This window comes from Streptomyces sp. A1136 (genome assembly GCF_004795055.1).
Classification (GTDB): Bacteria; Actinomycetota; Actinomycetes; order Streptomycetales; family Streptomycetaceae; genus Streptomyces.
The window spans coordinates 132,420-158,290 of the sequence record NZ_SSBJ01000012.1 but is presented as its reverse complement, the minus strand read 5'-3'; the positions used below and the strand labels follow the sequence as shown (position 1 = coordinate 158,290).

24 protein-coding genes are annotated in these 25,871 nt (G+C 74.1%); 16 read left to right on the top strand and 8 right to left on the bottom strand.

Translation table 11 applies throughout. The annotated features are described in order from the left end of the window. Positions 1-12: 12 nt before the first annotated feature. The 3 genes from E6R62_RS14520 to E6R62_RS14505 all read left to right on the top strand — a co-directional run bounded on the left by E6R62_RS14520 (position 13) and on the right by E6R62_RS14505 (position 3,287). Entirely contained in the window at positions 13-1,269 is a 1,257-nt protein-coding gene (locus tag E6R62_RS14520; protein ID WP_306432428.1) for an MFS transporter, read from the top strand. Between the two features lie 157 nt (positions 1,270-1,426). Further along, entirely contained in the window at positions 1,427-2,008 is a 582-nt protein-coding gene (thpR, locus tag E6R62_RS14515; RefSeq protein WP_136213812.1) for an RNA 2',3'-cyclic phosphodiesterase, read from the top strand. Between the two features lie 289 nt (positions 2,009-2,297). Beyond that, complete coding sequence (locus tag E6R62_RS14505) at positions 2,298-3,287, top strand: aldo/keto reductase (protein ID WP_136213810.1); 990 nt, start codon at positions 2,298-2,300, stop codon at positions 3,285-3,287. A 130-nt stretch (positions 3,288-3,417) separates the two neighbouring features. Here E6R62_RS14505 and E6R62_RS14500 read toward each other — a convergent pair whose 3' ends face one another. Further along, entirely contained in the window at positions 3,418-4,107 is a 690-nt protein-coding gene (locus tag E6R62_RS14500; protein ID WP_136213809.1) for a GDSL-type esterase/lipase family protein, read from the bottom strand. A 76-nt stretch (positions 4,108-4,183) separates the two neighbouring features. On the opposite strand from E6R62_RS14500, the gene E6R62_RS14495 reads away from it, so the two are divergent. The 3 genes from E6R62_RS14495 to E6R62_RS14485 all read left to right on the top strand — a co-directional run bounded on the left by E6R62_RS14495 (position 4,184) and on the right by E6R62_RS14485 (position 7,090). After that, positions 4,184-5,194 (top strand): esterase-like activity of phytase family protein, encoded by a 1,011-nt coding sequence (locus E6R62_RS14495; protein ID WP_136213808.1) that lies wholly within the window; start codon positions 4,184-4,186, stop codon positions 5,192-5,194. A 45-nt stretch (positions 5,195-5,239) separates the two neighbouring features. Then, positions 5,240-5,446, top strand: coding sequence for a hypothetical protein (locus E6R62_RS14490; protein WP_136213849.1), 207 nt, complete (start codon positions 5,240-5,242; stop codon positions 5,444-5,446). A 129-nt stretch (positions 5,447-5,575) separates the two neighbouring features. After that, entirely contained in the window at positions 5,576-7,090 is a 1,515-nt protein-coding gene (locus E6R62_RS14485) for a flotillin family protein (RefSeq protein WP_240801669.1), read from the top strand. A gap of 223 nt (positions 7,091-7,313) precedes the next feature. Here the strand turns inward: E6R62_RS14485 and E6R62_RS14480 are convergent, their stop codons facing one another. Then, complete coding sequence (locus E6R62_RS14480) at positions 7,314-8,222, bottom strand: DUF3027 domain-containing protein (protein ID WP_136213807.1); 909 nt, start codon at positions 8,220-8,222, stop codon at positions 7,314-7,316. 342 nt (positions 8,223-8,564) lie between these two features. Between E6R62_RS14480 and E6R62_RS14470 the strand changes: the two genes are divergently transcribed. From E6R62_RS14470 to E6R62_RS14455, 4 genes are all read left to right on the top strand, one after another. Beyond that, positions 8,565-9,923, top strand: coding sequence for an MFS transporter (locus E6R62_RS14470; RefSeq protein WP_136213806.1), 1,359 nt, complete (start codon positions 8,565-8,567; stop codon positions 9,921-9,923). Positions 9,924-10,156: 233 nt separating this feature from the next. Next, complete coding sequence (locus E6R62_RS14465) at positions 10,157-10,654, top strand: DUF2771 domain-containing protein (RefSeq protein ID WP_136213805.1); 498 nt, start codon at positions 10,157-10,159, stop codon at positions 10,652-10,654. Between the two features lie 7 nt (positions 10,655-10,661). Next, positions 10,662-11,393, top strand: a complete 732-nt coding sequence (locus E6R62_RS14460; protein WP_136213804.1) for a futalosine hydrolase — start codon at positions 10,662-10,664, stop codon at positions 11,391-11,393. Beyond that, positions 11,374-12,243, top strand: a complete 870-nt coding sequence (locus tag E6R62_RS14455; RefSeq protein ID WP_136213803.1) for a 1,4-dihydroxy-6-naphthoate synthase — start codon at positions 11,374-11,376, stop codon at positions 12,241-12,243. The genes E6R62_RS14460 and E6R62_RS14455 overlap by 20 nt, the downstream gene beginning before the upstream one ends. A 90-nt stretch (positions 12,244-12,333) precedes the next feature. Here the strand turns inward: E6R62_RS14455 and E6R62_RS41740 are convergent, their stop codons facing one another. Continuing rightward, the gene (locus tag E6R62_RS41740; RefSeq protein WP_136213802.1) at positions 12,334-12,717 is read right to left on the bottom strand and encodes a cold-shock protein; all 384 of its coding nucleotides are present in this window, start codon (positions 12,715-12,717) and stop codon (positions 12,334-12,336) included. A 175-nt stretch (positions 12,718-12,892) separates the two neighbouring features. Here E6R62_RS41740 and E6R62_RS14445 point away from each other — a divergent pair, with 175 nt between their 5' ends. Then, positions 12,893-13,165, top strand: a complete 273-nt coding sequence (locus E6R62_RS14445; protein WP_136213801.1) for a hypothetical protein — start codon at positions 12,893-12,895, stop codon at positions 13,163-13,165. A 2-nt stretch (positions 13,166-13,167) separates the two neighbouring features. Here E6R62_RS14445 and E6R62_RS14440 read toward each other — a convergent pair whose 3' ends face one another. Together E6R62_RS14440 and E6R62_RS14435 are read right to left on the bottom strand one after the other, a co-directional pair. Then, entirely contained in the window at positions 13,168-13,830 is a 663-nt protein-coding gene (locus E6R62_RS14440) for an HAD family hydrolase (protein ID WP_136213800.1), read from the bottom strand. A gap of 338 nt (positions 13,831-14,168) precedes the next feature. Further along, positions 14,169-15,179 (bottom strand): hypothetical protein, encoded by a 1,011-nt coding sequence (locus tag E6R62_RS14435; RefSeq protein ID WP_136213799.1) that lies wholly within the window; start codon positions 15,177-15,179, stop codon positions 14,169-14,171. Between the two features lie 97 nt (positions 15,180-15,276). On the opposite strand from E6R62_RS14435, the gene E6R62_RS14430 reads away from it, so the two are divergent. The 3 genes from E6R62_RS14430 to E6R62_RS14420 all read left to right on the top strand — a co-directional run bounded on the left by E6R62_RS14430 (position 15,277) and on the right by E6R62_RS14420 (position 20,315). Continuing rightward, positions 15,277-17,802, top strand: a complete 2,526-nt coding sequence (locus tag E6R62_RS14430) for a helicase C-terminal domain-containing protein (RefSeq protein WP_136213798.1) — start codon at positions 15,277-15,279, stop codon at positions 17,800-17,802. Positions 17,803-17,919: 117 nt separating this feature from the next. After that, positions 17,920-18,510, top strand: a complete 591-nt coding sequence (locus E6R62_RS14425) for a DUF4291 domain-containing protein (RefSeq protein ID WP_136213797.1) — start codon at positions 17,920-17,922, stop codon at positions 18,508-18,510. 161 nt (positions 18,511-18,671) lie between these two features. Beyond that, positions 18,672-20,315: a DNA repair helicase XPB gene (locus tag E6R62_RS14420; RefSeq protein WP_136213796.1), complete on the top strand. Its 1,644-nt coding sequence runs from the start codon at positions 18,672-18,674 to the stop codon at positions 20,313-20,315. On the opposite strand, the gene E6R62_RS14415 is transcribed toward E6R62_RS14420, so the two are convergent. Together E6R62_RS14415 and E6R62_RS14410 are read right to left on the bottom strand one after the other, a co-directional pair. Beyond that, the gene (locus E6R62_RS14415; protein ID WP_136213795.1) at positions 20,281-21,111 is read right to left on the bottom strand and encodes a glycosyltransferase family 87 protein; all 831 of its coding nucleotides are present in this window, start codon (positions 21,109-21,111) and stop codon (positions 20,281-20,283) included. The genes E6R62_RS14420 and E6R62_RS14415 overlap by 35 nt on opposite strands. Before the next feature lie 215 nt (positions 21,112-21,326). Beyond that, positions 21,327-21,512, bottom strand: coding sequence for a hypothetical protein (locus E6R62_RS14410; protein ID WP_136213794.1), 186 nt, complete (start codon positions 21,510-21,512; stop codon positions 21,327-21,329). Between the two features lie 665 nt (positions 21,513-22,177). On the opposite strand from E6R62_RS14410, the gene E6R62_RS14400 reads away from it, so the two are divergent. Together E6R62_RS14400 and E6R62_RS14395 are read left to right on the top strand one after the other, a co-directional pair. After that, positions 22,178-24,247, top strand: coding sequence for an AAA family ATPase (locus E6R62_RS14400; protein WP_240801671.1), 2,070 nt, complete (start codon positions 22,178-22,180; stop codon positions 24,245-24,247). Positions 24,248-24,439: 192 nt separating this feature from the next. Continuing rightward, positions 24,440-24,955, top strand: coding sequence for a hypothetical protein (locus E6R62_RS14395; protein ID WP_136213792.1), 516 nt, complete (start codon positions 24,440-24,442; stop codon positions 24,953-24,955). A 154-nt stretch (positions 24,956-25,109) separates the two neighbouring features. On the opposite strand, the gene E6R62_RS14390 is transcribed toward E6R62_RS14395, so the two are convergent. Further along, the gene (locus tag E6R62_RS14390) at positions 25,110-25,796 is read right to left on the bottom strand and encodes a copper homeostasis protein CutC (protein WP_136213791.1); all 687 of its coding nucleotides are present in this window, start codon (positions 25,794-25,796) and stop codon (positions 25,110-25,112) included. Between the last annotated feature and the right edge of the window lie 75 nt (positions 25,797-25,871).

Here is a 25,871-nt window from a genome sequence, read left to right as displayed (position 1 = left end):
AGCCGGAACTCCATGTTCAGCTCGCTGAAGATCCGTAACTACCGGCTCTTCGCCACGGGACAGGTCGTCTCGAACACCGGCACCTGGATGCAGCGCATCGCCCAGGACTGGCTGGTCCTGTCCCTCACCGGCTCGGCCTCCGCGGTGGGCATCACCATCGCCCTGCAGTTCCTGCCGATGCTGGTGTTCGGCCTCTACGGAGGCGTACTCGCCGACCGGCTCCCCAAGCGGCCGCTGCTGCTGGCCACCCAGGGCGCCATGGGCCTGACGGGCGTCGCCCTCGCCGTGCTCACCCTGGCCGGTCACGTCCAGGTCTGGCACGTCTACCTCGCCGCGTTCCTGCTCGGCCTGGTCACGGTCCTGGACAACCCGGCGCGCCAGACGTTCGTCCCGGAGATGGTCGGCAAGGACCAGCTCGCGAACGCGGTCAGCCTGAACTCCGCCAACTTCCAGTCCGCGCGGCTGGTCGGCCCGGCGATCGCCGGTGTGCTGATCACCGCCGTCGGCTCCGGCTGGGCCTTCCTGCTGAACGGACTGTCCTTCGCCGCGCCGATCGCCGCGCTGCTGATGATGCGGACGCGTGAACTCCACCCGGTGGAGCGGCAGCCGCGCGGGAAGGGGCAGCTGCGGGAGGGCCTGCGCTACGTCGCCGGGCGTCCCGAGCTGGTCTGGCCGATCGTGCTGGTCGGCTTCATCGGCACCTTCGGGTTCAACTTCCCGATCTGGCTGTCCGCGTTCGTGGGCGACGTGTTCCACGGGGACGCCGGAACGTACGGCCTCTTCAACACCCTGATCGCCGCGGGTTCCCTGGCCGGCGCCCTGCTGGCGGCCCGCCGCGGCCACTCCCGGCTGCGGGTGTTGGTCACGGCGGCGGCGCTCTTCGGCGGGCTGCTGGTCGTGACGGCCTTCGCCCCCGGCTTCTGGCTGTTCGCGGCGCTCCTGGTCCCGATCGGGATGTTCGGCCTGACGGTCAACGTCACCGCCAATTCGAGCGTGCAGATGGCGACCGACCCCGAGATGCGGGGCCGGGTGATGGCGCTGTTCATGATGGTCTTCACCGGTGGCACCCCGCTCGGGGCCCCGCTGGTGGGCTGGATCACCGACACGTACGGAGCCCGGATCGGCATGGCGGCGGGCGGCGCGGTCTCCTTGGCCGCCGCCCTGGGGATCGCCCTGGTCCTCTCCCGCGTCGGCAACCTGAGCGTGCGTCTCTCCCGTCGCGGCGTCGTCTTCGTCCCGACCCAGCGCACCCTGGTCAAGGCGGCCTGACGCGCCACCGCCGGCGGGCGCGCCTTCGCCCCGCCGGCGCCGCGGGCGCCCCTTCGGCCCGGCGGGCGTTCGCGGCGCGGGGCCCCGGAACGGCCCGGCGCGGCCGGGGCCGGGCGGCGGGACGGCGCCGCCCCACCACGGGCACTAGGGTCACCCCATGAGGCTGTTCGCCGCCGTGATGCCCCCCGCCCCCGCCGTCGCGGAACTCCGCGAGGCCGTCCGGGCGGCGCGCGCCGCGTCGCCCCACGCCCCGCACCTGCGCTGGACCGAGGAAGCGTCCTGGCACTTCACCCTCGCCTTCATGGGCGAGGTGCGCGAGGAGCTCCTTCCCGACCTCCACGCCCGACTGGCCCGCGCGGCGGCCCGGACCGAGTCGTTCCCGCTGCGCGTCCACGGCTGCGGCCACTTCGGCGACACCGCCCTGTGGGCCGGCGCGGCCGGGGACCTCGACCGGATGCGGCTCCTCGCCGAACGCGCCGACGCCGCAGCCCGCCGGGCCGGTGTCCCGATGGAGCAGCACCGCCGCTACACCCCGCACCTCACGCTCGCCAGGGGCGCCCGCGGCGCCTCCCTCCGCCCCCACCTCGACGCGCTCGCCGCGTTCGAGGGCACGCCCTGGCGGGTCGACACCCTCAGCCTCGTCCGCAGCAACCTCCCCACGGGCGGCGTCCCCGGCGAGCGGCCCCGGTACGAGGTCGTCGGCGCCTGGCCCCTCGCCGTCAACGTCCCGCCCGCCTGACCTCCTCGTGGGGGCACCGCCCCTCCCGGGGCGCGCGGACGGCCACTCGCGCCGGCCGGGTCCGCCTGTGTGAGCGGTCTCGCAGCCCCACGGCCGGGAGCGGGCGGCTGCCGCGTTACGCTCGACGGGTGGATCCGAAGACCAGAAACCGTGTCATGGCCGGTGTGCTCGTCCTGATGTTCGTCGTCGTCGCCGTGGCGGCCGCCGTCGGCCAGTAGCCCCCCGCGCCCGCGCCCGACTCCCGCGCGCTCTTGCCTGGAGTCGACTCCAGGCAGTTGGCTTGGGTCCCATGAAGTACACGCAGCTCGGACGCACCGGACTCAAAGTCAGCCGACTCGTCCTCGGCACGATGAACTTCGGTCCGCAGACAGACGAACCGACCAGCCACGGCATCCTGGACGCCGCGATCGACGCGGGTCTGAATTTCGTGGACACCGCCAACGTCTACGGGTGGGGTGAGAACAAGGGCCGCACCGAGGCGATCATCGGTACCTGGTTCGCCCAGGGAGGCGGCCGCCGGGACAAGACGGTCCTGGCCACCAAGGTGTACGGGAACATGGCCGCCGAGGGCGACCCCTGGCCCAACCACGACAAGCTGTCGGCCCTCAACATCCGTCGCGCCGTCGACGCGAGCCTCAAGCGGCTCCAGACCGACTACATCGACGTCTACCAGTTCCACCACGTCGACCGCCGGACGCCCTTCGAGGAGATCTGGCAGGCAGTCGACGTCCTGATCCAGCAGGGCAAGATCCTCTACGCGGGTTCGTCCAACTTCCCCGGATACAAGATCGCCCAGGCCAACGAGACCGCCGCCCGGCGCGGCTCGCTCGGGCTGGTCAGCGAGCAGTGCCTGTACAACCTCGCCGAACGGCGGGCCGAGATGGAGGTCATTCCGGCCGCCCGGGAGTACGGCCTCGGCGTCGTCCCCTGGTCCCCGCTCCACGGTGGCCTGCTCGGCGGTGTCATCAAGAAGGAGACGGAAGGCGGCCGCCGCGCCTCGGGCCGCTCCGCGGACGCGCTGGCCAACAGCACGGTTCGGGGGCAGGTGCAGGCGTACGAGGACCTCCTCGAAAAGCACGGCCTGGAGCCCGGGGAGACGGCCCTGGCGTGGTTGCTGACCCGGCCCGGCGTCACCGGGCCGATCGTCGGCCCCCGCACGTCCGAGCAGCTCGACAGCGCCCTGCGCGCGCTGGAACTGGAGCTGAGCGAGGAGGTGCTGACGGCCTTGGACGAGATCTTCCCCGGCCCCGGCCCGGCTCCGGAGGCCTTCGCCTGGTAGCCGTCCGTCCCTGACCGCGCCGGCCGTCGTCCCGTTCGTCAGGGGCGACGGTCGCCGCGCGCCGGCATCCTCGTTCGGACGGCCGCCCGCGCCGACCCTCGTTCGGACGGTCGCCAGCGCCGGCGCCCGCTCAGACGGTCGCCGCGCGGTAGGGGCCGCCGATGGACCAGGCCTGGTGGAGGGCCGAGGCGAACTCGGCCGCCAGGCGGTGCTCGCCGGAGGCGTTGGGGTGGGTGCCGTCGTAGGTGTCCTGCCCCAACTCGTAGCCCTGCGGGCGCGCCGCGAGCAGGATCGGCGAGGCGGGGGTGGACAGGTCCGCCACCGCCTTCGCGAGCAGCTCGTTGAAGGCCGTCACCTGGGCGGCGAAGGGCGCGTCGGAGTCGGCCCGGACGTTCGGGATGACGGGGAGCAGCACCATCCGGATGTCGGGGCGGGCCGCGCGGGCCTGCGCGATGAACCGGCGGACGTTGACGGCGGTCTGGGGTGCGTCGGTGTAGAAGCCGAGGTCTATCAGCCCGAGCGAGACGAGCAGCACGTCCGGCTCGGCGGAGGCGACCGCCGGGCCGATCAGCGGCGCCATGTGCTGCCAGCCCTCACCCCACCCGGCCAGGTGGCGGCGGGCGTCCTGCGGGAACGCCGGGTCGGCGTACGCGTCGCTGACGGGCGCGTCGGCGGCGGCGTCGTAGAGCGCGTCGCGCGGGCCGACGACGCTGAAGGAGTCGCCCAGGGTGGAGCGCAGGTGCTGCCACATCCGGTAGCGCCAGGTGTAGTCGCCGGCGCGTCCGATGGTCATGGAATCGCCGACGAACATGAAACGCATCCGGTCATCATCGCGGATCACCGGACCACGGCCGCTGTGATGCCCGCCACGCCGGACGGCCTGGCAGGCTTGGGGAATGCGCCTGCTGCCGCTCCTGACCGCGTTCACCGCCGCCGCCGTCCTCACCGCGACACCGGCCGCCGCCGCCGCGACCGCCACCGCCGCGACCGACGTCTCGGACTTCACCATCCGGGACCCGCGCATCACGGAGTCCAGCGGACTCGCGGCGAGCCGCGTCCACCCGGGCGTGTACTGGACGCACAACGACAGCGACGACGGCCCGTACGTGTACGCCGTGGACTCCGCGACCGGCAAGACCGTGGCGCGGGTGACGATGACCGGGATCGGCCGGCCGCGCGACGTCGAGGCGATCTCGCTGGGCCCGGACGGGCAGTTGTACGTGGCGGACATCGGCGACAACCGGGACGGCACCTGGGACCACGTCTGGATCTACCGCTTTCCGGAGCCACGGGAGTTGGCGGACGTGACGGTCAAGGCGGAGCAGTTCACGGTGCGGTACGCGGACGGCCCGCGCAACGCGGAGGCGCTGATGGTGCATCCGGTGACGGGCCGGGTCTACATCGCGAGCAAGAACGAGCGGACGGGCGGGCTCTACGAGGGCCCCGAACGGCTGTCGGCCGAGGGCGCCAACGTGTTCCGGCGGATCGCGGACGTGCCGTGGGTGACGGACGGGGCGTTCTCGCCGGACGGCGGCCGGCTGACGCTGCGCGGCTACTTCTTCGCGAAGACCTACCCGTGGAGGGACGGGCGCCCGGAGGGGACGGGCGAGCCGGTGGCCGCGCCCTGGCAGGGCCAGGCGGAGTCGGTGACGTACTCGCCGGACGGCTCGACGCTGTTGTTCGGCTCGGAGGGAGTGAACAGCCGGGTCATCGCGGTGCCGGTCCGCCCGACGGCCGGCGCCCCCTCGGCACGGCCCGCCGCACCGTCCGGAGCCCCGCCCGGGAGCGGGGCTCCCGGCGCTGCCGCGAAGCCGGAGGGCGGCGCCTTCACCAAGGGGGCGATGGTCCTCGTCCTGGCCACGGCCCTGGTGCTCGGCGGCCGTCGGCTCGTCCGGCGCAAACGCTGAAGGGGCGCGGGGCCGGCCGCGTAACCTGCGGGTGTGGCCGATGACATGGTGGGGCTGAGCGGGCGGGTCACCGGGACGGTGGGGCCCGGCCTGGTGGGCGAGGTCATCGTCCGCATCCGGGGCGGAGCCGAGCACTTCCTGGCGTATCCGGCACTGGGGGAGCAACGGCCCCTGCCCGTGGGGACGGTGGTGACGGTGGTGGAACACCTGCCGCCGCGCACGGTGTACGTCAGCGCGTCGTACGTCAACTGACCCACAGCTCCACCTGCGCGTATCAAGATTGCGACAAGACCGCGCCGACGACTTCACGCCGGATGCCGGCAGGCGCAGACTCGCCTTCACCGGTGCCGCAACGGCACCGCTCTAAGGGGGCGTTTGCCGATGGACATCGGCGTCGTGGCGGGAGTCGTTCTCGCCGCCGTACTTGTTCTGGTCGGTCTGTTCAAGCTCATGTGGCGGGTCGCCGAACCGAACGAAGCACTCGTCATCTCCGGTTCCGCGCACCGGACCGAGGGCCTGGGCGACGGGATGGGGTTCCGGATCGTCACCGGGCGCGGGACGCTCGTACTGCCGGGGGTCCAGGCCGTGCGGAAACTGTCACTGGACCTGAACGAGACCCAGCTGGTGGTCGACTGCGTGACCCACCAGGGCATCCCGCTGAAGGTGCGCGGCGTGGTCATCTTCAAGGTGGGGGACGACACCGTCTCGATCGCCAACGCCGCACGCCGGTTCCTGGACCAGCAGAAGATGATCCCCGACCGCGTGCACATCGTCTTCGCGGGTCATCTGCGTTCGATCGTGGGCGGACTGACCGTCGAGGACATGATCCGCGACCGCGAGAAGCTGACCGGCCAGACCAGGGCGGCCTGCGGGAGCGAGATGGAGAAGCTCGGCCTGATCGTCGAGTCGCTCCAGATCCACGAGATCGAGGACCCGACCGGTTACATCAAGAACCTCGCGATGCCGCACGCGGCGGCCGTGCAGCGGGACGCGCGGATCGCCCAGGCCGACGCGAACCTGCTGGCGACGGAGGCCGAGCAGGCCGCCTTCGCCCGGATGTCGGAGGCCACGCGGGACAGCGAGATCCTCCAGGCCGGTTACCAGGCCGAGCGGGACAAGGCCGCGGCCGCGGCCAAGCAGGCGGGCCCGCTCGCGGAGGCGGCCGCCCGGCAGGAGGTCGTCGTCCAGGAGACCCGGGTCGCGGAGCTGGAGGCCGACCGGCGCGAGCAGCAGCTCCAGGCGGACGTGCGCAAGCCCGCGGACGCCAAGGCGTACGAGCAGCGCACGCTCGCCGAGGCGGACCGCGACTCGCGGATCTCGGCGGCGCAGGCCAAGGCCCAGGAGACGGAACTCGCGGCGGCGGCCGAGGCCACCCGGGTCAAGGCGGCCGCGGCGGCCGAGGCCCAGGCGGCGGAGACGCGCGGCCTGGCCAACGCGAAGGCCACCCGGGCGACGGGCGAGGCCGAGGCCGCGGCGACGCAGGCCAGGGGCCTCGCGGAGGCCGAGGCGGCGAAGGCCCGCGGTCTGGCGGACGCGGCGTCGGCGAAGGCGAAGGGCCTCGCGGAGGCGGAGGCCATCAAGGCCCGGGCGGCGGCGCTGGCGGAGAACCAGGAGGCGGTGGTCGCGCAGCAGCTCGCCGAGAACTGGCCCAAGATCGTGGAGGCCGGGGCGGGCGCGTTCGGCAACGTGGAGCACATGGTGCTGCTGAACGGGGCCGAGGGCATGTCGGAGATGTTCGCGAAGGCCCTGACGATGGGCGGCACCGGCCTGGGCCTGGCCCGGCAGCTGCTGTCCTCGATGGCTCAGTCCCCGAACCACCCGACCACCACCGCCCCGCCCGCGCCGGCATCCGCCGGGGAGGTCATCCCGATCTCGGAACAGGCCACCGGGGCCTGACGACGGTGCCGGAACCGCGCGGCAGCCGGTGCCTGACGACGGTGCCGGGGGCCGTGCGGCCCGCCGGGGCGGTCATGCCGATACCGGACGACGCCGTGCGGACGTGACGCGACGGGCCCGGGGCGAGTCCCACAGCGTGGGGCCTGCCCCGGCCCGCCCCCTCACCGCCGGCCCGGCCGGGCGCGCCGAAACCGGCCCCGTGCGGGCGCCGCGGCGCCGCGGGCTACGAGTGGCCCAGGTCGGACGGCGGAAGGTCGGACACCGGCACCGAGCCGGTGTCAGGCGCCGGCCGCAGCAGGAACTCGTCCGAGGCCATGGAGTCCAGTACCGGCGGCGCCGGCCGCGGCGGCTTCGGCATGACCGCGGCCTCCGAGTGGCCCCCGCACCCGTAGGACAGCGACACCAGTCGACCGTCCGCCGGACTGAACTCGTTCGCGCAGACCCCGAAGGCCTGGCCCAGCGAGCCGCCGATCGCGACGAGGAACCCGCACGACACGCACGACGCCGGGGCCGCCTGCGCCATCGGGGTCTTCGCCCCGAATCCCTCGTCCCAACGGTCGGCCGCACTGTGCAGCCCGTACCGCGACAGGACCCGTGCCCGGCGCATGCCGAGCTCCTCGGCGACCGAGGTGATGGAACCCCGTACCGGGACCACCGTGCGGTCGGCGACGTCCGCGTCCTCCGCCTCGACCAGCTCGGCCATCTCCTCGGAGACCACCGAGTTCGGCGGCGGCGCGTCCTCGCCCGTCCAGCCCGGCTCCAGCCGCAGGTCGTCGGCCTCCGTGGGCAGCAGATCGCCCGGGCCCAGGTCCCCGGGCCGGAGCCGCTCGCTCCACGGCACCCATTCGGGGGCGAGGAGCGCGTCGTCGCCCGGAAGCAACACCGTTTCGTCGAGGGTGACGAGTTTCGCGCGGGACGCCCGCGTCACGGTGACGGCCCACCGCCAACCCCGGTAGGCGGGGTCCTTGCACTCGAAGAAGTGGGTGACGACCCGGTCGCCCTCGGAGACGACGGAGACATGCTCGCCCACCACTCCGGGGGCGGCGGCCTCCTCGGCCGCCGCACGGGCGAGGTCTACCGCCTCGGCACACAGGCGGTCGGGGGTACGGCTTCGCGTCGTCGCAGCACTCACAGGTCTCGTTCTCTCCTACGCCGTCTCACGAGTGCGCCGTCCGTACTGTCGTCCACAACGACCCGTCGGTCTTGTCCGTACGTAGCGCGGGCGGAGCGGACCAGAGGGCCGCGTCGACGTCCGCACCCGATCGGCCTCGGGCGCACCTACCTGCAATCCATTCTGCGGGATCGCGAAGAGGCGCGCGGCCAAGAGCAACCGCCGGTGGCGCGCTACGCACGCTACCTCCTCCGACGCCTTCGGCCCACATGCAAGGTCCGATTCGCGGACAACCCGGGACCGACGGGAGCCCGAAACGCGCCGGGGCGGGCCCGGGAGGGCCGAGTGGGGCACTATGGCCAGGTGGCACCCGTACGGTCGTCCGCAGACGGCCCGGGACCGGCCAGTCGGGCCGGCCGGGCCGTCGGTCGTGCCCTGCACCTCCCCATCACCGGTACGGTCCGCGGGATTCGGCGGGCCACGCACGCGCACGGGGCCGGCGAGTCGGGTCTCGGCAAACTCATCGAGCTGCACGCCATCAACGGCGCCGGCGACGTGATGATCACGGTGGCGCTGGCGTCGACGGTGTTCTTCTCGGTACCCACGGACGAGGCCCGCGGCCGGGTGGCCCTGTACCTCGCCATCACCATGGCCCCCTTCACCCTGCTGGCCCCGGTGATCGGCCCGCTGCTGGACCGGCTGCCGCACGGGCGGCGGGCCGCCATGGCGGCCGCGATGCTGGCGCGGGCCCTACTGGCGGTGATGATGTCGGGCGCGGTGGCGACGGGCGGACTGGAGCTGTATCCGGCGGCACTCGGCGTACTGGTCGCGTCCAAGGCGTACGGGGTCGTGCGCAGCGCTGTGGTCCCCAGACTGCTGCCGCCGAAGTTCTCGCTCGTCAAGGCGAACTCCCGGGTCACACTGGCCGGGCTGCTGGCCACGGGCGCCGCGGCGCCCGTCGGCGCCGGGCTCCAGGCGATCGGGCCGCCCTGGCCGCTGTACGGGGCCTGCGCCATATTCATCTGGGGGACCTTCGCGGCGTTCACGCTGCCGCACAAGGTGGACGAGGCGAAGGGGGAACGGCGGGCGCGGCTGTCCACGCACGAGGCGCACTCGCGCAAGCCGGGGCTGCGGACGATCAGCCGGCCGGTGCTGTGCGGACTGTTGGCGAACGCCGCGATGCGCGGGTTGTCCGGCTTCCTGATCTTCTTCCTGGCGTTCCTGCTGCGCGAGCATCCGCTGGGGGGGCAGAGCGCGGCGGTCTCGCTCGGCATCGTCGGCGTGGCGGCGGGCGTCGGCAACGCGGCCGGTACGGCGGTGGGCGCGTGGCTGCGGGCGCGGGCGCCGGAGACCATCATCGCGGCGGTGCTGGCGGTGACCCTCGGGGTCGCGGTGCTGGCGGCGGTTTTCTTCAGCGGGCTGTTCGTGGCGGTCCTCGGAGCCACGGCGGGCTTCTGCCAGGCCCTGGCGAAGCTCTCCCTGGACGCGATGATCCAACGCGACGTGCCGGAGGCGGTACGGACCTCGGCCTTCGCCCGGTCGGAGACGCTGCTCCAGATGGCGTGGGTGCTGGGCGGCGGAATCGGGATCGTGCTGCCGCTGAACGGCGTACTCGGCATGTCGGTCGCGGCGGCCATAGTCGCGACGGGCACCCTGATGGCCTTCCGCGGCGCCCTCACCACCGCCCACCACCCGAGCTCCTCCCATCCCCGCGTGGCCTAGGCCCCCAGCGGCGATCGGGGGCGAAACCAGCCCCGCCGGCGTTCGATGCGCGGGGTGCGGGGCGGAGCCCCGAGAGCCCGGGCGCAGCCCGGGGCCGCACAGCGCGGCGGCACCGCACCCGCCCGGCCCCGCCGCCGCCCGCAGGGAGCCACCCGCCGCCGCCCCGCAGGGAGCCACGCCCCGCGCACCCCCCGTGCGGCGACCCGGCCCACCGGCCCGATAGCCTTCGGCTCATGACCGCACCGCTTTTCCCGGGTAGGGCCCACCGCAGCGTCGCGGCCCTCGGAGCCGTGTCCGCCGGCCTCCTCTTCCTCTCGGCCTGCGACACGACCAAGCCGACGCCGCTCGCGACCGTGACCGTCGGCAGTTCGACGGTGTCCTCCGAGGCCGCCTGCCGCCCCGGCAGCGGCGAGGAGCTCTCCGTGGAGAGGGTCCAGAACTGCCTGACCAACGTCAAGAACGCCAAGACCATCGAGTACGGCCGCGGCGACACGCTGCGCCTCGGTGTCGACCCCGACGTCGTCAAGGACGGCAAGAAGTGGCAGGCGGTCCTCGACGGACAGCCGATCACCGAGCCGTCCGCGAACACCTACCGCAGCTTCCAGGGCGCCGACGTCTTCGCCACCGGCGGCCAGGGCGAGGCCCCGGCCTCGAAGATGCTGGGCTTCGTCCAGCTCGACGCGAGCGGCAAGCCGCTCGCCGTCTGGACCTTCAAGGTCAAGCTCAAGTAGCCGCACCGTGCGCGCGCTCATCGTGACCGCCGTGGCCGCGGAGGCGGACTCCGTGGCCGCCGGTCTCACCCCTCATCCGGACCCGGTCACCCCGGAGCCGCGCACGCTGCCCGGCCGTTATCCGATCCACCGCCGTGACCTGCCCGGTCTCGCCGCCGACGTCCTCGTCGGCGGCGTCGGGCCGGCCGCCGCCGCGGCCGCCACGGCCACCGCCCTCGCGCTGGCCGACTACTCACTCGTCGTCTCCGCCGGCATCGGCGGCGGGTTCGCGCCCGCCGCCCCGCCCGGCACCCTCGTCGTCGCCGACGCCCTCGTGGCCGCCGACCTCGGGGCCGAGACACCGGACGGCTTCCTGCCGGTGGACGCGCTCGGCTTCGGCCACAGCGTGCACCTGCCCCCCACCGAGCTGGCCGCCCGGGCCGCCGAGGCGACCGGCGCGCTGCTGGCACCCGTCCTCACCGTCTCCACCGTCACCGGCACCGCCGCCCGGGCCGCCGAGCTCGCCGCCCGCCACCCCCTGGCCGGCGCCGAGGCCATGGAAGGCTTCGGCGTGGCGGAAGCGGCCGTCGCGCACGGCCTGCCCGTCCTGGAGATCCGGGCGGTGTCCAATCCCGTCGGGCCCCGCGACCGGGACGCCTGGCGGATCGGGGACGCCCTGGTCGCGCTGACCGACGGCTTCCGCGCGCTGGGACCCGTACTCGTCCACTGGGGAGAACAGCATGACCGGCAGCAACACTGACAACGGCGGCACGCCGGTACGCATCGCCTATTCGCCGTGTCCCAACGACACCTTCGTCTTCGACGCCTGGGCGCACGGCCGGGTCCCCGGCGCGCCCGCCCTCGACGTCACCTTCGCGGACATCGACATCACCAACGGCATGGCCGAGCGCGGCGAACTCGATGTGCTCAAGGTCTCCTACGCCGTGCTGCCGTGGGTGCTGGAGGAGTACGCGCTGCTGCCCTGCGGCGGCGCGCTGGGACGCGGTTGCGGCCCCCTCGTGCTCACCCGTGAACCCGGCGTGGATCTCGCCGGGAAGACGGTCGCCGTGCCGAGCGAGCGCTCCACCGCCTACCTGTTGTTCCGGCTGTGGGCGGCGGACGTGCTCCCCGCGCCGGTCGGCAAGGTCGTGGTCCTGCCCTTCCACGAGATCATGCCGGCGGTGCGCGACGGCCGGGTGGACGCCGGACTGGTCATCCACGAGGCCCGGTTCACCTATCAGGACTACGGGCTGCACCGGCTGGCCGACATGGGCGAGCACTGGGAGTCCACCACCGGCCTGCCCATCCCCCTCGGCGCGATCATCGCCAAGCGCTCGCTGGGCGCGGACGCGCTGCGCGCGCTGGCCGAGTCGGCCCGTGCGTCGGTGCTGATGGCCTGGGACGATCCCGAGGTGTCCCGCCCGTACGTCCGGGCGCACGCGCAGGAGCTGGACCCGACCGTCGCCGACCAGCACATCGGCCTGTACGTCAACGAGTTCACCGCCGACCTCGGCGACGACGGGTACGCGGCCGTGCGCGGGCTGCTGACCCGGGCCGCCGCAGAGGGTCTGGTTCCGGCCATCGCGCCCGACGCGCTGCGCTTCCCGTAGCCGGACGCCCCGCCACCGCGAAAACCGGTGCCCCACCCCGTTTCACAGGGGCGGGCACCGGTGTCACCTCACCTGGTGCGCCGGGGCGCCTCAGACGTCGAGCTGGTCGGCGACCGCCCGCAGCAGCCCCGCGATCTTCGTGCCGTGCGTCCTGTCGGGGTAGCGGCCCCGCTCCAGCATCGGCGTGATGTTCTCCAGCAGGGTCGTCAGGTCCTGCACGATGGAGGCGAGCTCGTCCGGCTTACGGCGTTGGGCGGCTGCGACAGAGGGCGCCGGATCCAGCACCGTCACCGAAAGCGCCTGGTCACCGCGCTGGCCGGCGACCACGCCGAACTCCACGCGCTGGCCGGGCTTGAGGGCGTCCACCCCGGCGGGGAGCACCGACGAGTGGACGAAGACATCGCCGCCGTCGTCGCGGGAGAGGAAGCCGAAGCCCTTCTCACTGTTGAACCACTTGACCTTGCCGGTAGGCACGTCCGTCCTCTGTTCTTGTGCGTGTCGGGTCCGGGAGCCGTGTGACGGCTCCGGACAGCAGTGAAGCGGGTCCCCATGACCCGCCACCTCCAGGCTAATGCTCAGGAAACGGGTGACAAGTCGTTACCCGGTCCTTCCGGCACTGCTGCTTCGGCCAGGGAACTACCCTGGTGAGGTGACTGCTACTCCTCATCCCGATCACGACGATGACGCGCCCCGGGCGGGCGACGGACTGATCCGGGCCGGCGGCATCCTGTTCATCGTCGGCGCCGTCGCCACGCTCGTGACGATGGCGCCGTTGTTCCTCGACATCGCCCCGTTCCCGTCGGCCGCGTGGGCGGTGTGCATGCTGATGGGCGTCGGGTTCGCCGTCTCGGCGGCCGGCGTGGTCCGCTCCGCCGCCGCACAGCGCAGGGCGGCCCGGGAGTCCGGGGCCGCCACCGGCTGAGGTCAGACCTCGCGGGTACGGACGTACTCCTCAAGCCATTCCGGCAGCGCGGTGAGGTCCGTCAGTACGACGTCGGCACCGGCCGCGCGGAGCTCCGGCTCGGCGCAGGGGCCGGTCGGCACGGAGACCGACACGGCGCCGGCGGCGCGTGCCCCGCGTACGTCGCCGACGTGGTCGCCGACGTAGACCTGGGCCCCGTACTCGCGCAGGGCCTCCGCCTTCGCCTCGGCCCACAGCCAGCCGACGACGGCGTCGGGCTCGATGCCGAGGTGTTCCAGGTGCATGCGGGCGTTGGGCTCGTTCTTGGCGGTCACGACGATCGCCCGACCGCCGAGCCCCTGCACGGCCTTGATCGCCTCACGGGCGCCGGGCATCGCGGGGGTGGTGTGGATCGCGTGGGTGGCGTAGATCTCCCGGTACCGGTCGACCATCGCGGGGATCTCCTCCTCGGGGAACCAGCGGGCGATCTCCTCTTCCAGCGGCGGCCCGAGCCGGGTGACGGCCTCGTCGGCGTCGATGAAGGTGCCCGTCTCGGCGGAGAGCGCCAGGTAGTTGGCCCTGATGCCGGGGCGGGAGTCGATGAGAGTCATGTCGAGGTCGAAGCCCACCGTCAACGGTGGGACGGCGGGGGCGGCGGGGGGCGTCTCGGAACTCATGGGAGCCATTGTGCCGAGACGGTCCGGACCGGTGGGTACGCGGTCCGGCGCCCGCCCGACCGGGGCGTGAAATGTACGGAGTCTTCGTACCGAAGTGATCCATGACGCGGCGTCGAACTAACCGGAAACCCCGCCCCCACTTCCCGGCCGCCCAGTCCTGAACCCACCCACTACCCGACGCCCCGCCGGGCTTGCGGCGCGGGCCGCCGATCCAGCCCCGCCGGCGATCGAGGCGCCGGGTACGGGGCGGAGCCCCGCAAAGCCCGGCGCGGCCGGGCCGTCCGCGCGACGGCGCCGCACCCGTCCCCGCAGGGCAGCCCGCCCCGCCGGCGCTCGCCGGACGCGGTTCAGACCCGCCGCGCCCGCCACGCCAGGTACACCGCCGCCACCACGCCCGACCCCCGCGCCAGCCACGGCCACATGTCCTGGAACACCACACCCAGCTCCTGGTCCCCCAGCGCCTCCCCCCACCGCCCGGCGTGCCGTCCCCACAGCCACACCACCGCCCCCGCGAAGACCGTGCCCGGCACCCCGAACACCACCGCCTTGCGCTCCGTCGGCCCGAGCACCCGGGACGCGTACGCCAGCAGGAAGCCGGCCGCCAGGACCGGCCAGTACCCCGTCACCGCCCCCGCGACCATGGCCGCCGCCGCCAGCAGCAGGAACAGGTTCGGCTTCGGCCGCGCGGCCGCCACCACCACGTCCCCGACCGGCGCCGGCGCCACCGCCGCCGCCTTGCGCCGCTCCCGCAGGGCCCGTACGACCACCCGCACGCGGGACGCCGGAGCCGACGGCCCATCGGCGACCGGGGCCCGCGGCCCCTCCTCGTCCTCCGCGTCCTCCTCGTCCCGCGCGAACCGGTCCGGGATCTCGATGCCCCCCGCGAAGCCCTCCACCTGCGGCCCCGCCCCGTACCCGGCCGGTCCCAGCCGCCACCAGTCCGGCTCGCCGCCGTCGCCGTCGCCGAGCTCGTCCAGCCCGGCCAGGTGCGGTGGCACGTTCTCCGCCGGCCGCGGCTCCGGCCCCTGCTTGCGCGACCCCCGCAGGCCCCCGCGGCCCCCACCGCGCTGCTCCGGCACCGCCGGAACCACCGGGGCTACCGGAGCCGCCGTCGTCGCCGCCTCCCCGGCGGGGCCCGGCAGCGCGGACAGCACCTCCTCCGGCGTGCCGATCCGCTCCAGGATGCGCCGCACCGCCGCCGGGGTCTCCGGTTCGTACTTGGCGCGCCGCCGGTCGATCTCGTCCCGCAGCCCCGCCACCAGCCGCATCCGGTCCCCCGACGACAGCTGCCGCCGCTGTGCCAAGTCCCCGACCCTGCTCAAGTATTCGTAGACCAGCTGGTCGCTCTCGATCCCCACGCCCCGCCTCCTCCCGTCCCGCCTGACCCGAAGGTAGCGCGTACGCCGTGGAGCCGCTGGCGGCGCAACGGAGACCACAGCGGATACCGTTGACCGGATGGGGACCGGCCGACGGACCGGCCGACGCGACCAGGAGGCGACCGTGCCCGACCCAAGCACCGCCGAGCCAAGCACCGCCGAGCCAAGCACCGCCGAGGCCCGCGCCACCGCGCCCGCCGCGCCGCGCTCCCTCGCCGAGGCGCTCCGCGCCCGCGACGACGTGGCCCTCGCCGCGCTGCTGCACGCCCGCCCGGACCTGCTGACCCCGGTGCCCGGCGACGTCACCCAGCTCGCCACCCGCGCCGGGACCCGCGCCTCCGTGGTCCGCGCCCTGGACCGCCTGGACCGGTTCGCCCTCCAGACGGCGGAGGCCCTCGCGGTCGCCCCGGACCCCTGCCCGTACCCGGTGCTGGAGTCGCTGCTGGCCGGCGACACCGGCAGTACCGGCGAGGACAACGGAGCCCGCGCCGCCCTCCCACGGGCCCTCGGCACCCTGCGCGACCAGGCCCTGGTGTGGGGGGACGACGACCGCATCCGCCTGGTCCGCACCGCCCGGGAGCTGCTCGCCCCGTCCCCGACCCGCCCCTCCCCCACCGGGTTGGGCCCGACCGTCGCCGAAGCCACCTCCGGGATGTCACCGACGCGAGTCCAGGAGATCGTCGCGACCGCCGGGCTGCCCGCCACGCACGACCCCGTCTCCGCCGTGGCCGCGCTGACCGGCCTGTTCACCGACCCCGAGCGGATGTCGGCGCTGCTGGACGAGGCCCCGGCGGAGGCGCACCAGGTGCTGGGCCGGCTCGTGTGGGGGCCGCCGTACGGGGAGGTCACCCCCGATCCGACGCCGCCGGTGCGCTGGCTGCGCGATCGGGGTCTGTTGCTGCCCGCCTCGGCGCGCACCGTCGTACTGCCCCGCGAGGTGGCCCTGTACCTGCGCGGCGGGCTCGCGCACCGGGTGACGGAGCCGGTCGCGCCGACCGTGCTCGTACACCGCGAGCACCGTCCACAGCTTGTGGACGCGAACGCGGCGGGCCAGGCGCTGGCGGCGCTGTCGACCGTGGAAGAGCTGGTGAAGTCCTGGGAGCACGCCGGTCCCCCCGTGCTGCGGGCCGGCGGTCTGTCCGTACGGGACCTCAAGCGGACGGCGGCCACGCTGGACACCACCGAGCAGTCGGCGGCGTTCTGGGCCGAACTCGCCTATGCCGCCGGACTCGTGGCCGGTGACGCCGAGGCCGACGAGCGGTACGCGCCCACCCCCGCCTTCGACGGCTGGCTCGAACTGCCGCCCGCCGAACGCTGGACGGTGCTGGCCCGGGCGTGGCTGCCGGCGACCCGCACGGCCGGGCTGGTCGGCGAACAGGACAGCAAGGGCCGCACGTTGTCGGCGCTCGGCCCCGACCTCGACCGCTCCGCCGCCCCGGAGGTCCGCCACCGGGTCCTCGATCTCCTCGCCGAGCTGCCCGAGGGCGGCTCCCCCGACCCGGACGCGCTGCTCGCCCGACTCGCGTGGGAGCGCCCGCCGCGCGGCACGAGCGATCTGCGCACCCGCCTCGCGCGGTGGACGCTGACCGACGCGGAGGTCCTCGGCGTCACCGGCCGGGGCGCGCTCAGCGCGTTCGGCCGCGCCCTGCTGGAGGGCCGCGACCCGGCGCCGCTGCTCGCCCCGCAGCTGCCCGAACCGGTGGACCACGTCCTGTTGCAAGCCGACCTGACGGCCGTGGCCCCCGGCCCGCTGCGCCGGCCGCTCGGCGACACCCTGGCGGTGCTCGCGGAAGTCGAGTCCAAGGGCGGCGCGACGGTGTACCGCTTCACGCCGGGCTCGGTGCGCCGGGCCCTGGACGCCGGGCACACCGCCGTCGACCTGCACGACTTCCTCGCCGAGCACAGCCGTACCCCCGTCCCGCAGCCGCTGTCGTACCTCATCGACGACGTGGCCCGACGCCACGGGCACCTGCGGGTCGGCGCCGCCTCCTCGTACCTGCGCTGCGACGACGACGGCATGCTGAACGAGATCCTGGCCGACAAGCGCTCCACCGGGCTGGGGCTGAGACGGCTCGCGCCGACGGTGCTGGCCGCGCAGGCCGAACCGAAGGTCCTGCTCGACGGATTGCGCGCGATGGGCTACGCACCGGCCGCCGAGTCCCGTACGGGCGATGTCCTGGTGGCCCGGGCCGACGCACACCGCTCCCCGGCCCGCTCGGCGCCCGCGCCGGTCCCGGACGGCCCGCCGGTGCCGGACGCCACCCTCCTCGGGGCGGCCGTACGGGCGATCCGCGCGGGCGACCTGGCGGCGACGGCGGTCCGCAAGGAACCCACCACCACCCCCTCGGGGGGCGCCGCCCCGGGCGAACTCCCGCGCACGAGCGCGGCGGAGACCCTGGCGACGGTGCAGGCTGCCGCGTTGACCGGCTCGGCGGTGTGGATCGGCTACGTGAACGCGGAGGGCGCGGCCAGCCAGCGGGTCATCGCCCCGGTCCGGGTGGAGGGCGGCTTCGTCACCGGCTACGACCACACGGCGGACGAGGTGCGCACCTTCGCCCTCCACCGCATCACGGGCGTGGCGGAACTGGCGGAGGACCAGGTCTAGGCCGCCCGTGGGGCCGGTGGGGTCGGTCCTCAAGGCCTCGGGCCGCCCGCCTGGCCGCCTGCGCGTGCGGGCGGAAAACCGCCGGCGCGGCGGCCGGGCGCCCGGCACCCTGGGCGCATGTCCGCACAGCCGGGTCGCGCGGTACGCGCCGCCCACACCGCCACCACCGTCACCGTGTACCAGGCGTACGCGCCCGCCCTGGGCCTTCCCGCCGCCCGCGACGGGCGTTTCCCGGCCGCCTGGAAGCGCGAGCGGATGACCTGGGTCAAACCGTCGTTCCTGTGGATGATGTACCGCTGCGGCTGGGCCACCAAGGCCGACCAGGAGACGGTGCTGGCCGTCGAGATCACCCGCGAGGGCTTCGACCAGGCCCTGGCCGGGGCCTGCCTGTCCCACTTCGAACCCCGCACCCACACCGACCGCGCGTCGTGGCGGGAGGAGCTGTCCCGCTCCCCCTCGCGCGTGCAGTGGGACCCGGAGCGCGACCTGCACCTGAACCCCTTGCCCTACCGCTCGCTCCAGCTCGGCCTGTCCGGTCCGGCCTCCCGCGCCTACGCCGACTCCTGGACGGTCTCCATCCGCGACGTCACCCCGCTCGCGCGGGAGATCCACGGTCTGGTCCGGTCCGGTCGGACCGACGCGGCGCGCGCCCTGCTTCCGGCCGAGCCCCCGTACCCGACGGGCCCCCTGCCCCACCTGGGCGCCTAGCCGACGGGACCCGGCTCCGGGAAACCCCGCCGGCCGGGCCCCGGGGGCCGCCGGGCGGCCCCCGGGGCCCGGGAACCACCCCGACCGCGCGGCGATGCGGCAGACTGGAGGTTTGGCCGTCCTCCTCAGGGCGGTCCACCCCACGCCGGAAAGGGACGCGTGTGAACGGGCCTCTCATCGTCCAAAGCGACAAGACCCTCCTCCTGGAGGTCGACCACGAGCTGGCCGGAGCCGCGCGCCGCGCCATCGCACCCTTCGCCGAGCTGGAGCGCGCTCCCGAGCACATCCACACCTACCGGATCACCCCGCTCGGGCTGTGGAACGCCCGCGCCGCCGGGCACGACGCCGAGCAGGTCGTGGACGCGCTCGTCGAGTTCTCCCGCTACCCCGTGCCGCACGCGCTGCTGGTCGACGTCGCCGAGACCATGGCCCGGTACGGGCGGCTGACCCTGTCCAAGCACCCCGTCCACGGACTGGTGCTGACCAGTACCGACCGACCCGTGCTGGAAGAGATCCTGCGGTCCAAGCGGATCACCCCCCTGGTCGGGGCGCGACTCGACCCGGACACCGTGGCGGTGCACCCCTCCGAGCGCGGCCAGATCAAGCAGACCCTGCTCAAGCTGGGCTGGCCGGCCGAGGACCTCGCCGGGTACGTCGACGGCGAGGCGCACGCCATCGACCTGGTCGAGAACGGCTGGGCGCTGCGGCCCTACCAGCAGCAGGCCGTCGAGGGGTTCTGGCACGGCGGCTCCGGCGTCGTCGTACTGCCCTGCGGAGCCGGCAAGACGCTGGTCGGCGCGGGCGCCATGGCGATGGCCAAGGCGACCACGCTGATCCTCGTCACCAACACCGTCTCGGCCCGGCAGTGGAAGCACGAGCTGGTCAAGCGGACCTCCCTCACGGAGGAGGAGATCGGCGAGTACTCCGGTACCCGCAAGGAGATCCGGCCCGTCACCATCGCCACCTACCAGGTCCTGACGACCAAGCGGAAGGGCGTCTACCCGCACCTGGAACTGTTCGACTCCCGTGACTGGGGCCTGATCCTCTACGACGAGGTGCACCTGCTGCCCGCGCCGGTCTTCAAGTTCACCGCCGACCTGCAGGCCCGGCGGCGGCTCGGCCTGACCGCGACCCTGGTCCGGGAGGACGGCCGCGAGTCGGACGTGTTCTCCCTGATCGGACCCAAGCGGTTCGACGCTCCGTGGAAGGAGATCGAGGCCCAGGGCTACATCGCGCCGGCGGACTGCGTCGAGGTGCGGGTGAACCTCACCGACTCGGAGCGGCTCGCGTACGCGACCGCCGAGACGGAGGAGAAGTACCGCTACTGCGCGACGACGGCGACGAAGCGGAAGGTCACCGAGGCGCTGGTGCGCAAGCACCAGGGCGAGCAGACCCTGGTCATCGGCCAGTACATCGACCAACTCGACGAGCTGGGCGAGCACCTCGACGCCCCCGTCATCAAGGGCGAGACCTCCAACGCGCAGCGCGAGAAGCTCTTCAACTCCTTCCGCGAGGGCGAGATCAGCGTGCTGGTCGTCTCTAAGGTCGCGAACTTCTCGATCGACCTGCCCGAGGCCACCGTCGCGATCCAGGTGTCCGGCACCTTCGGCTCCCGCCAGGAGGAGGCGCAGCGCCTCGGCCGGGTCCTGCGCCCGAAGGCGGACGGGCACGAGGCACGGTTCTACTCGGTCGTCGCACGCGACACGATCGACCAGGACTTCGCCGCGCACCGCCAGCGGTTCCTGGCGGAGCAGGGCTACGCCTACCGGATCATGGACGCCGACGAACTCCTGGCGAGCGACTGACCCCGCCCCGGCGGGCGTCCCCTTCCGCGACGGGCGACCTCGGTGAGGGCACCCGCGCGGCCGGGGCCCGCCGGCGACCGGCCGCGCGGGTCAGGAACGCCAGCAGCGGCACGCACCAGACCCACAGGTGCGGCAGCTCCGGCACCAGGGCCCGGCCACCGGAGGCGAGGTGGCGGGTCCAGTAGTCGGCGGAGTCCTGCGGGAGCACGACCAGCCCCAGCAGGCCGGTACCGACGAACGCGGCCAGTGCCGTCAGGCCGGTCCTGATTCGGCCCGTCAGCAGCAGGTACGGGATGAGGACCGCCGGGGTCAGGGAGATCCCGGCGGCGGTGCCCAGCGCGAAGCCCTTGCCGAGCGCCGCGTGCGACCGGCCCAGGTCCCAGACGGCGACGCAGGCCAGCGCCAGGTTGATCTGACCGGGCAGCGGGCTCTGGAACAGCGGCTCCACCCACAGCCCGGCGACGGTGGCGGCCAAGACGTACCCCGGCCGGGCCCGCAGCCGCGCGAGGCGGAAGGACGACAGGATCAGCAGGGCGAGCAGGGCCGCGCTCCCCAGGACGAGCACGGCCTTGAGCACCCCGGCCGGCAGCCAGGCGGCCGGCGTGAACAGGATCGCGGCGAACGGCGGGTAGGCGGTGGGCGGGCGCCACTCGGCGGCGGAGAAGCCGTGGACGAGGGCGTCGGCGATCGGGACGCGCGGGGCGATGCAGAGCACCCCCAGCGCGAGCAGCGAGCCGGTGATCAGCAGGCGGTAAAGGGGCGACGGCGAGCGGGCGGGCTCGGGGCTCGGGGTCACGCGCGTGACCCTAGTGGATCAGTGACCCGATGCCGCCGGGATCAAGCCAGTCCACCGCGCGCGCCGCCCACGACCGTCCGCCCGGGTACCCCCGGATGCCGCAGGCGCGCCCTGGCGAACGCCCCGGGTCCGGCAGGCGCGCGTCCCCGGTCCCACGGGTGCACGCTCCCCGCCCGTCCCCGGCGCGGCTTGTGCACGTCCCCGGTCACGCCTGATCAGCGGCGTATGAGGCCCGTCTCCTCGGAGTACTCGCCCAGGACGACGACGCTCACGGCGGTCGCGGCGAAGACCTTGGCGGCGCGCAGGGCGTTGCCGAAGCGGTGGCGGGCAGGGTGGTCGGATGTGGCGGTGGCGCCGCTAGGGCGGCCGCCCTGGATCGGTGTGAAGGTTGCGGTGCTCATGTACCCATGGTGCGTTTTCTCCGGGGATGTCACATCGCCCTGGAGACGGAATCCCCGGGCGTCCCGTCTCCTCCTCCCGGCGCATGCCGGCCCCTAGGGCCCTCCCAAAGGTCTGACACTCCCCCGTATGACACCCACACGGAGGTACCGGCCGGTGGGCCGCTAATCCATTCGCGCACCGGCCTCGCGGTGGCTACACTCGCCGCTCTTGCCGCCTCCCTCCGCCCCATCGGGAGAGCGCCCGCCGGCCGGTACCGGCGGGCATGTGTCCGTACCGCACCGCTCCCCGGAGCGAGCTCCCGCAGACCAGCCGTTGGAGGCAGTCCGTGCCCGCGCACGCCCCCGAGCCCGCCGGCCGCACCCGCGCCGAAGCCACCACCGAAGCCCGCGCCGAAGCGCCTGCCCAAGCGCCCGCAGCCCACCCCGCCGCCGTCTCCGTCACCCCTGCCACCGTCTCCGCCGTCTCCGTCACCGCCCTCGCCTCCACCACCACCACCGGCACCGGCACCACCACCGGCACCGGCACCGGCACCGGCACCGGCACCGGCACCGGCACCGGCTCCGACAGCGGCGCGGGCAACGCCCCCGGCAGCGACACCGACCCGGCCCGCCCCCTCGCCCGCGAGCAGGCCCACCTCACCGCCTCCCGCGCCGCGCTCCGCGCCATGCGCGAGGACGTCGAGTCCCTCGACATCCGCGACGTCACCGCGAACTGGGTCAACGCGGTCGTCCTCCAAGGCCAGATCGACGACCGCATCAAGGCCCTCGCCGACCTCGCCCACACCCCCCTCTTCTTCGGCCGCCTCGACTACCTGCACGCGCCCGGCGCCGACCTCGCCGAAGGCGCCGGAGGCGAGCAGTTCTACATCGGCCGCCGCCACGTCCACGACGCCGACGGCGACCCCATGGTGATCGACTGGCGCGCGCCCGTCTCCCAGCCCTTCTACCGCGCCTCCAAGGCCGACCCGCAGGACATCGCCCTGCGCCGCCGCTTCGGCTACACCGGCGGCGAACTCACCGCGTACGAGGACGAGCACCTCAGCGACCCCGCCGAGAGCGCGGCGACCGTCAGCAAGCTCCTCCAGCAGGAGATCGAGCGCCCGCGCGTCGGACCCATGCGCGACATCGTCGCGACGATCCAGCCCGAACAGGACGAGATCGTCCGCTCCGGCCTCTCCGGCTCGGTCTGCGTCCAGGGCGGCCCCGGCACCGGGAAGACGGCCGTCGGTCTGCACCGCGTCGCGTACCTGCTGTACGCGCACCGCGAGCGCCTCGCCCGCACCGGCACCCTCGTCATCGGGCCGAACCGTTCCTTCCTCCACTACATCGAGCAGGTCCTGCCGGCCCTGGGCGAGTTGGAGGTCAAGCAGGCCACCGTCGACGACCTCGTCGCCCGCGACGGCCTGGAGGTACGCGGTACGGACGCCGCCGAAACCGCCGTGGTCAAGGGCGACGCCCGGATGGCGGAGGTGCTCCGCCGTGCGGTCCGCTCGCACGTCAACGAACCGGTCGAGCCGCTGATGGTGGTGCGCGGCTCGCGCCGCTGGCGGGTACCGGCGTACGAGCTGGCGGAGATCGTCTCCGAGCTCCTCGACCGGGACATCCGCTACGGCGCCGCCCGCGACGCGCTGCCGCAGCGGATCGCGCACACCGTCCTCGTCCGCATGGAGCAGGCGGGCGAGGCGCCCGACGACCGGGTGCAGGACGCGGTGGCCCGCAACCCGGCGGTCAAGGCGGCGGTACGGGAGATCTGGCCTCCGGTGGAGCCGGCGAAACTCGTGCTGCGGCTGCTGTCGGACGCGGAGTTCCTGGCCGCCCACGCCGACGGGCTCCTCACGGACGACGAGCAGAAGTTGCTGCTGTGGCCGAAGCCGTTCCGCGGCGTGAGATCGGCGAAGTGGTCGGCCGCGGACCTGGTCCTGATCGACGAGGCGGCGGACCTGGTGGAGCGCACGCACTCGCTGGGCCACGTCGTGCTCGACGAGGCGCAGGACCTCTCGCCGATGCAGTACCGGGCGGTGGGACGGCGTTGCACGACTGGCTCGGCGACCGTACTGGGCGACCTGGCGCAGGGCACCACCCCGTGGGCCACGCGCAGTTGGGGCGAGGCGCTGACGCACCTGGGCAAGCCGGAGGCGGTGCTGGAGGAGCTGACGGCCGGTTTCCGCGTGCCGCGCGAGGTGATCGCGTACGCGTCACGGCTGCTGCCGGCGATCTCGCCCGGACTGGCGCCGGTGTCGTCGGTCCGTGAGACGCCGGGCTCGCTGGTCGTGTCGGAGGTGGCGGCGGCGGAGCTGACGGCCGCGGTGGTCGAGGCCTGCCGGACCTCCCTCGCCTACGAGGGCTCGATCGGCCTGATCGCGGCGGACGCCCGCGTCCCGGAGCTGGCGGGGGCCCTGGAGGCGGCCGGGTTGCCGTACCTGGGCCCGGGCGAGGAGACGACGGAGCGGGCCCGGCTGACGCTGGTGCCGGCGTCGCTGGCCAAGGGCCTGGAGTACGACTACGTCGTACTGGACGAGCCGGCGGCGGTCGTCTCGGGCGAACCGGACGAGCGCACCGGCCTGCGCCGCCTCTACGTCTGCCTCACCCGAGCCGTCTCGGGCCTCCACCTCCTCCACGCGGCCCCGCTCCCGGCGGCCCTCGCACCCGGAGCGGGCAACGGAGCGGACGTCTGCTCACCTGTAACTCCGGTGGACAGGGGGCGGGGACGGCCGGACGATGGAACCACCTCGTGAAGGTGCCCCGGGCCGCCCCTGCGGGCGGGGTCCACGAGGTGCGGGGCCCGTGAGGGGCCACCGCTCCGGGAGGCCCGTGGGCTCCCGTTCCCGCCGGGCCGGCCCGCGCCGCACGCTGGTCGCCGCGTGGTGCCCGCTCAGCCGTCGCGTGGTCCCCGCTCGGCCGTCTTGTCTCCGAGAGAAGGACGAACAATGAACCGACGTGTACGACTGGCCGTACTGACGCCGCTGGCGGTGTCCTCGCTGGCCTTCGGGTCGGTGTCGCTCCTGGCGGGTTCCGCGCAGGCGGCGGCGCCCTCGCTCACCTGCAGCGTGAAGCAGGCCCCGACCGCTCCGGGCCGCTACGACGTCAACGTCACGGGCGCCCAGCCCGGGGTGCAGGTGGTTGTCCACGGCGGCACCGCCACCAACTCGTTCACCTCCAGCGGCCCTGCCGACGACGACGGTGTGTTCAACTCCATAGGCTTCATCCCGGCCGGCAAGGTGACCGCCTCTTCGGGCGACGACAAGGCCACGTGCGGCACGGTCAAGGAAGCCGAGCAGAAGAACGCGCAGGACCAGTACTCCAAGGGCTACGCGAAGGGCTTCAGCGACACGAAGGCCAACTGCAAGGTGATCACGCAGAACAACCTCACCCAGCTCGACCCGAACTACGAGAAGGGCTACAACGCGGGCGCGAAGGCCGCACTGGAGAGCAAGTTCTGCTGACTCCGCCCGACCGCCGGACATCGCGCCGCCCGCCCCGGGGTTGACGTGTCGTCAACCCCGTTGCGCGACGGCCCTGCGACACCCGGCGCCCCGACCCCTCGGCGCGCGGCCGCTCGGATGAGGACCGCGCGCCGGCTCCGCGTCGGAGCGCCGCTCAGCCGAGTGCCGTGCGCCACTCGGCCACCGCGGCGGCCGAGACCGGGCCCGACCAGCCCGAGGGGCGGGCCGCGCCGCCGATGTGGAAGGCGTCGATGCCCGCCTCCCGCAGCGCGGGGACGTGGTGCAACGCCAGGCCGCCGCCGACCAGGATGCGCGCCGCGTACCCCGGTTCGCCCTGGCGGGCGGCCTCCGCCGCCAACACCGGCAGGCCCGCCTCCACGCCCGCCGCCGCCCCGGCCGTGAGGATCGTGTCCAGCCCCGGCAGGTCCGCGAGGGCCTTGCGGGTCTGGTCCCGGTCGGCGGCCCGGTCGATCGCCCGGTGGAAGGTCCAGCGGCAGCCGTCCAGCTCCGCCACCACCGCCTCCACGGCGGTGAGGTCCGGCCCTCCGTCCGGATTCAGGAAGCCGAGTACGAACTCCTCCGCGCCCTCCGCCCGCAGCTCCCGCGCCTGCGCGACGAGCAGGTCGACCCGGCCGGCGGCGAACCCGTCCGTCCGGCGGAGCATCACGCGCAGCGGGATGTCGACCGCCGCCCGGATCGCCGCGAAGGTCTCGCGCGGCGGGGTGAGCCCGTCGGCGGCCATGTCGGTGACCAATTCGAGTCGGTCCGCCCCACCGGCCTGGGCCGCGACCGCGTCCTCCGCGTCGAGGGCGATCACCTCCAGGAGCGCACGGTTGCTCATTCGATCGATCCCATCCTCAAGAAGCACAAAATAGGTCTAGTCCAATCTCAGAGTACGGGCCCGTGCCCACCCACC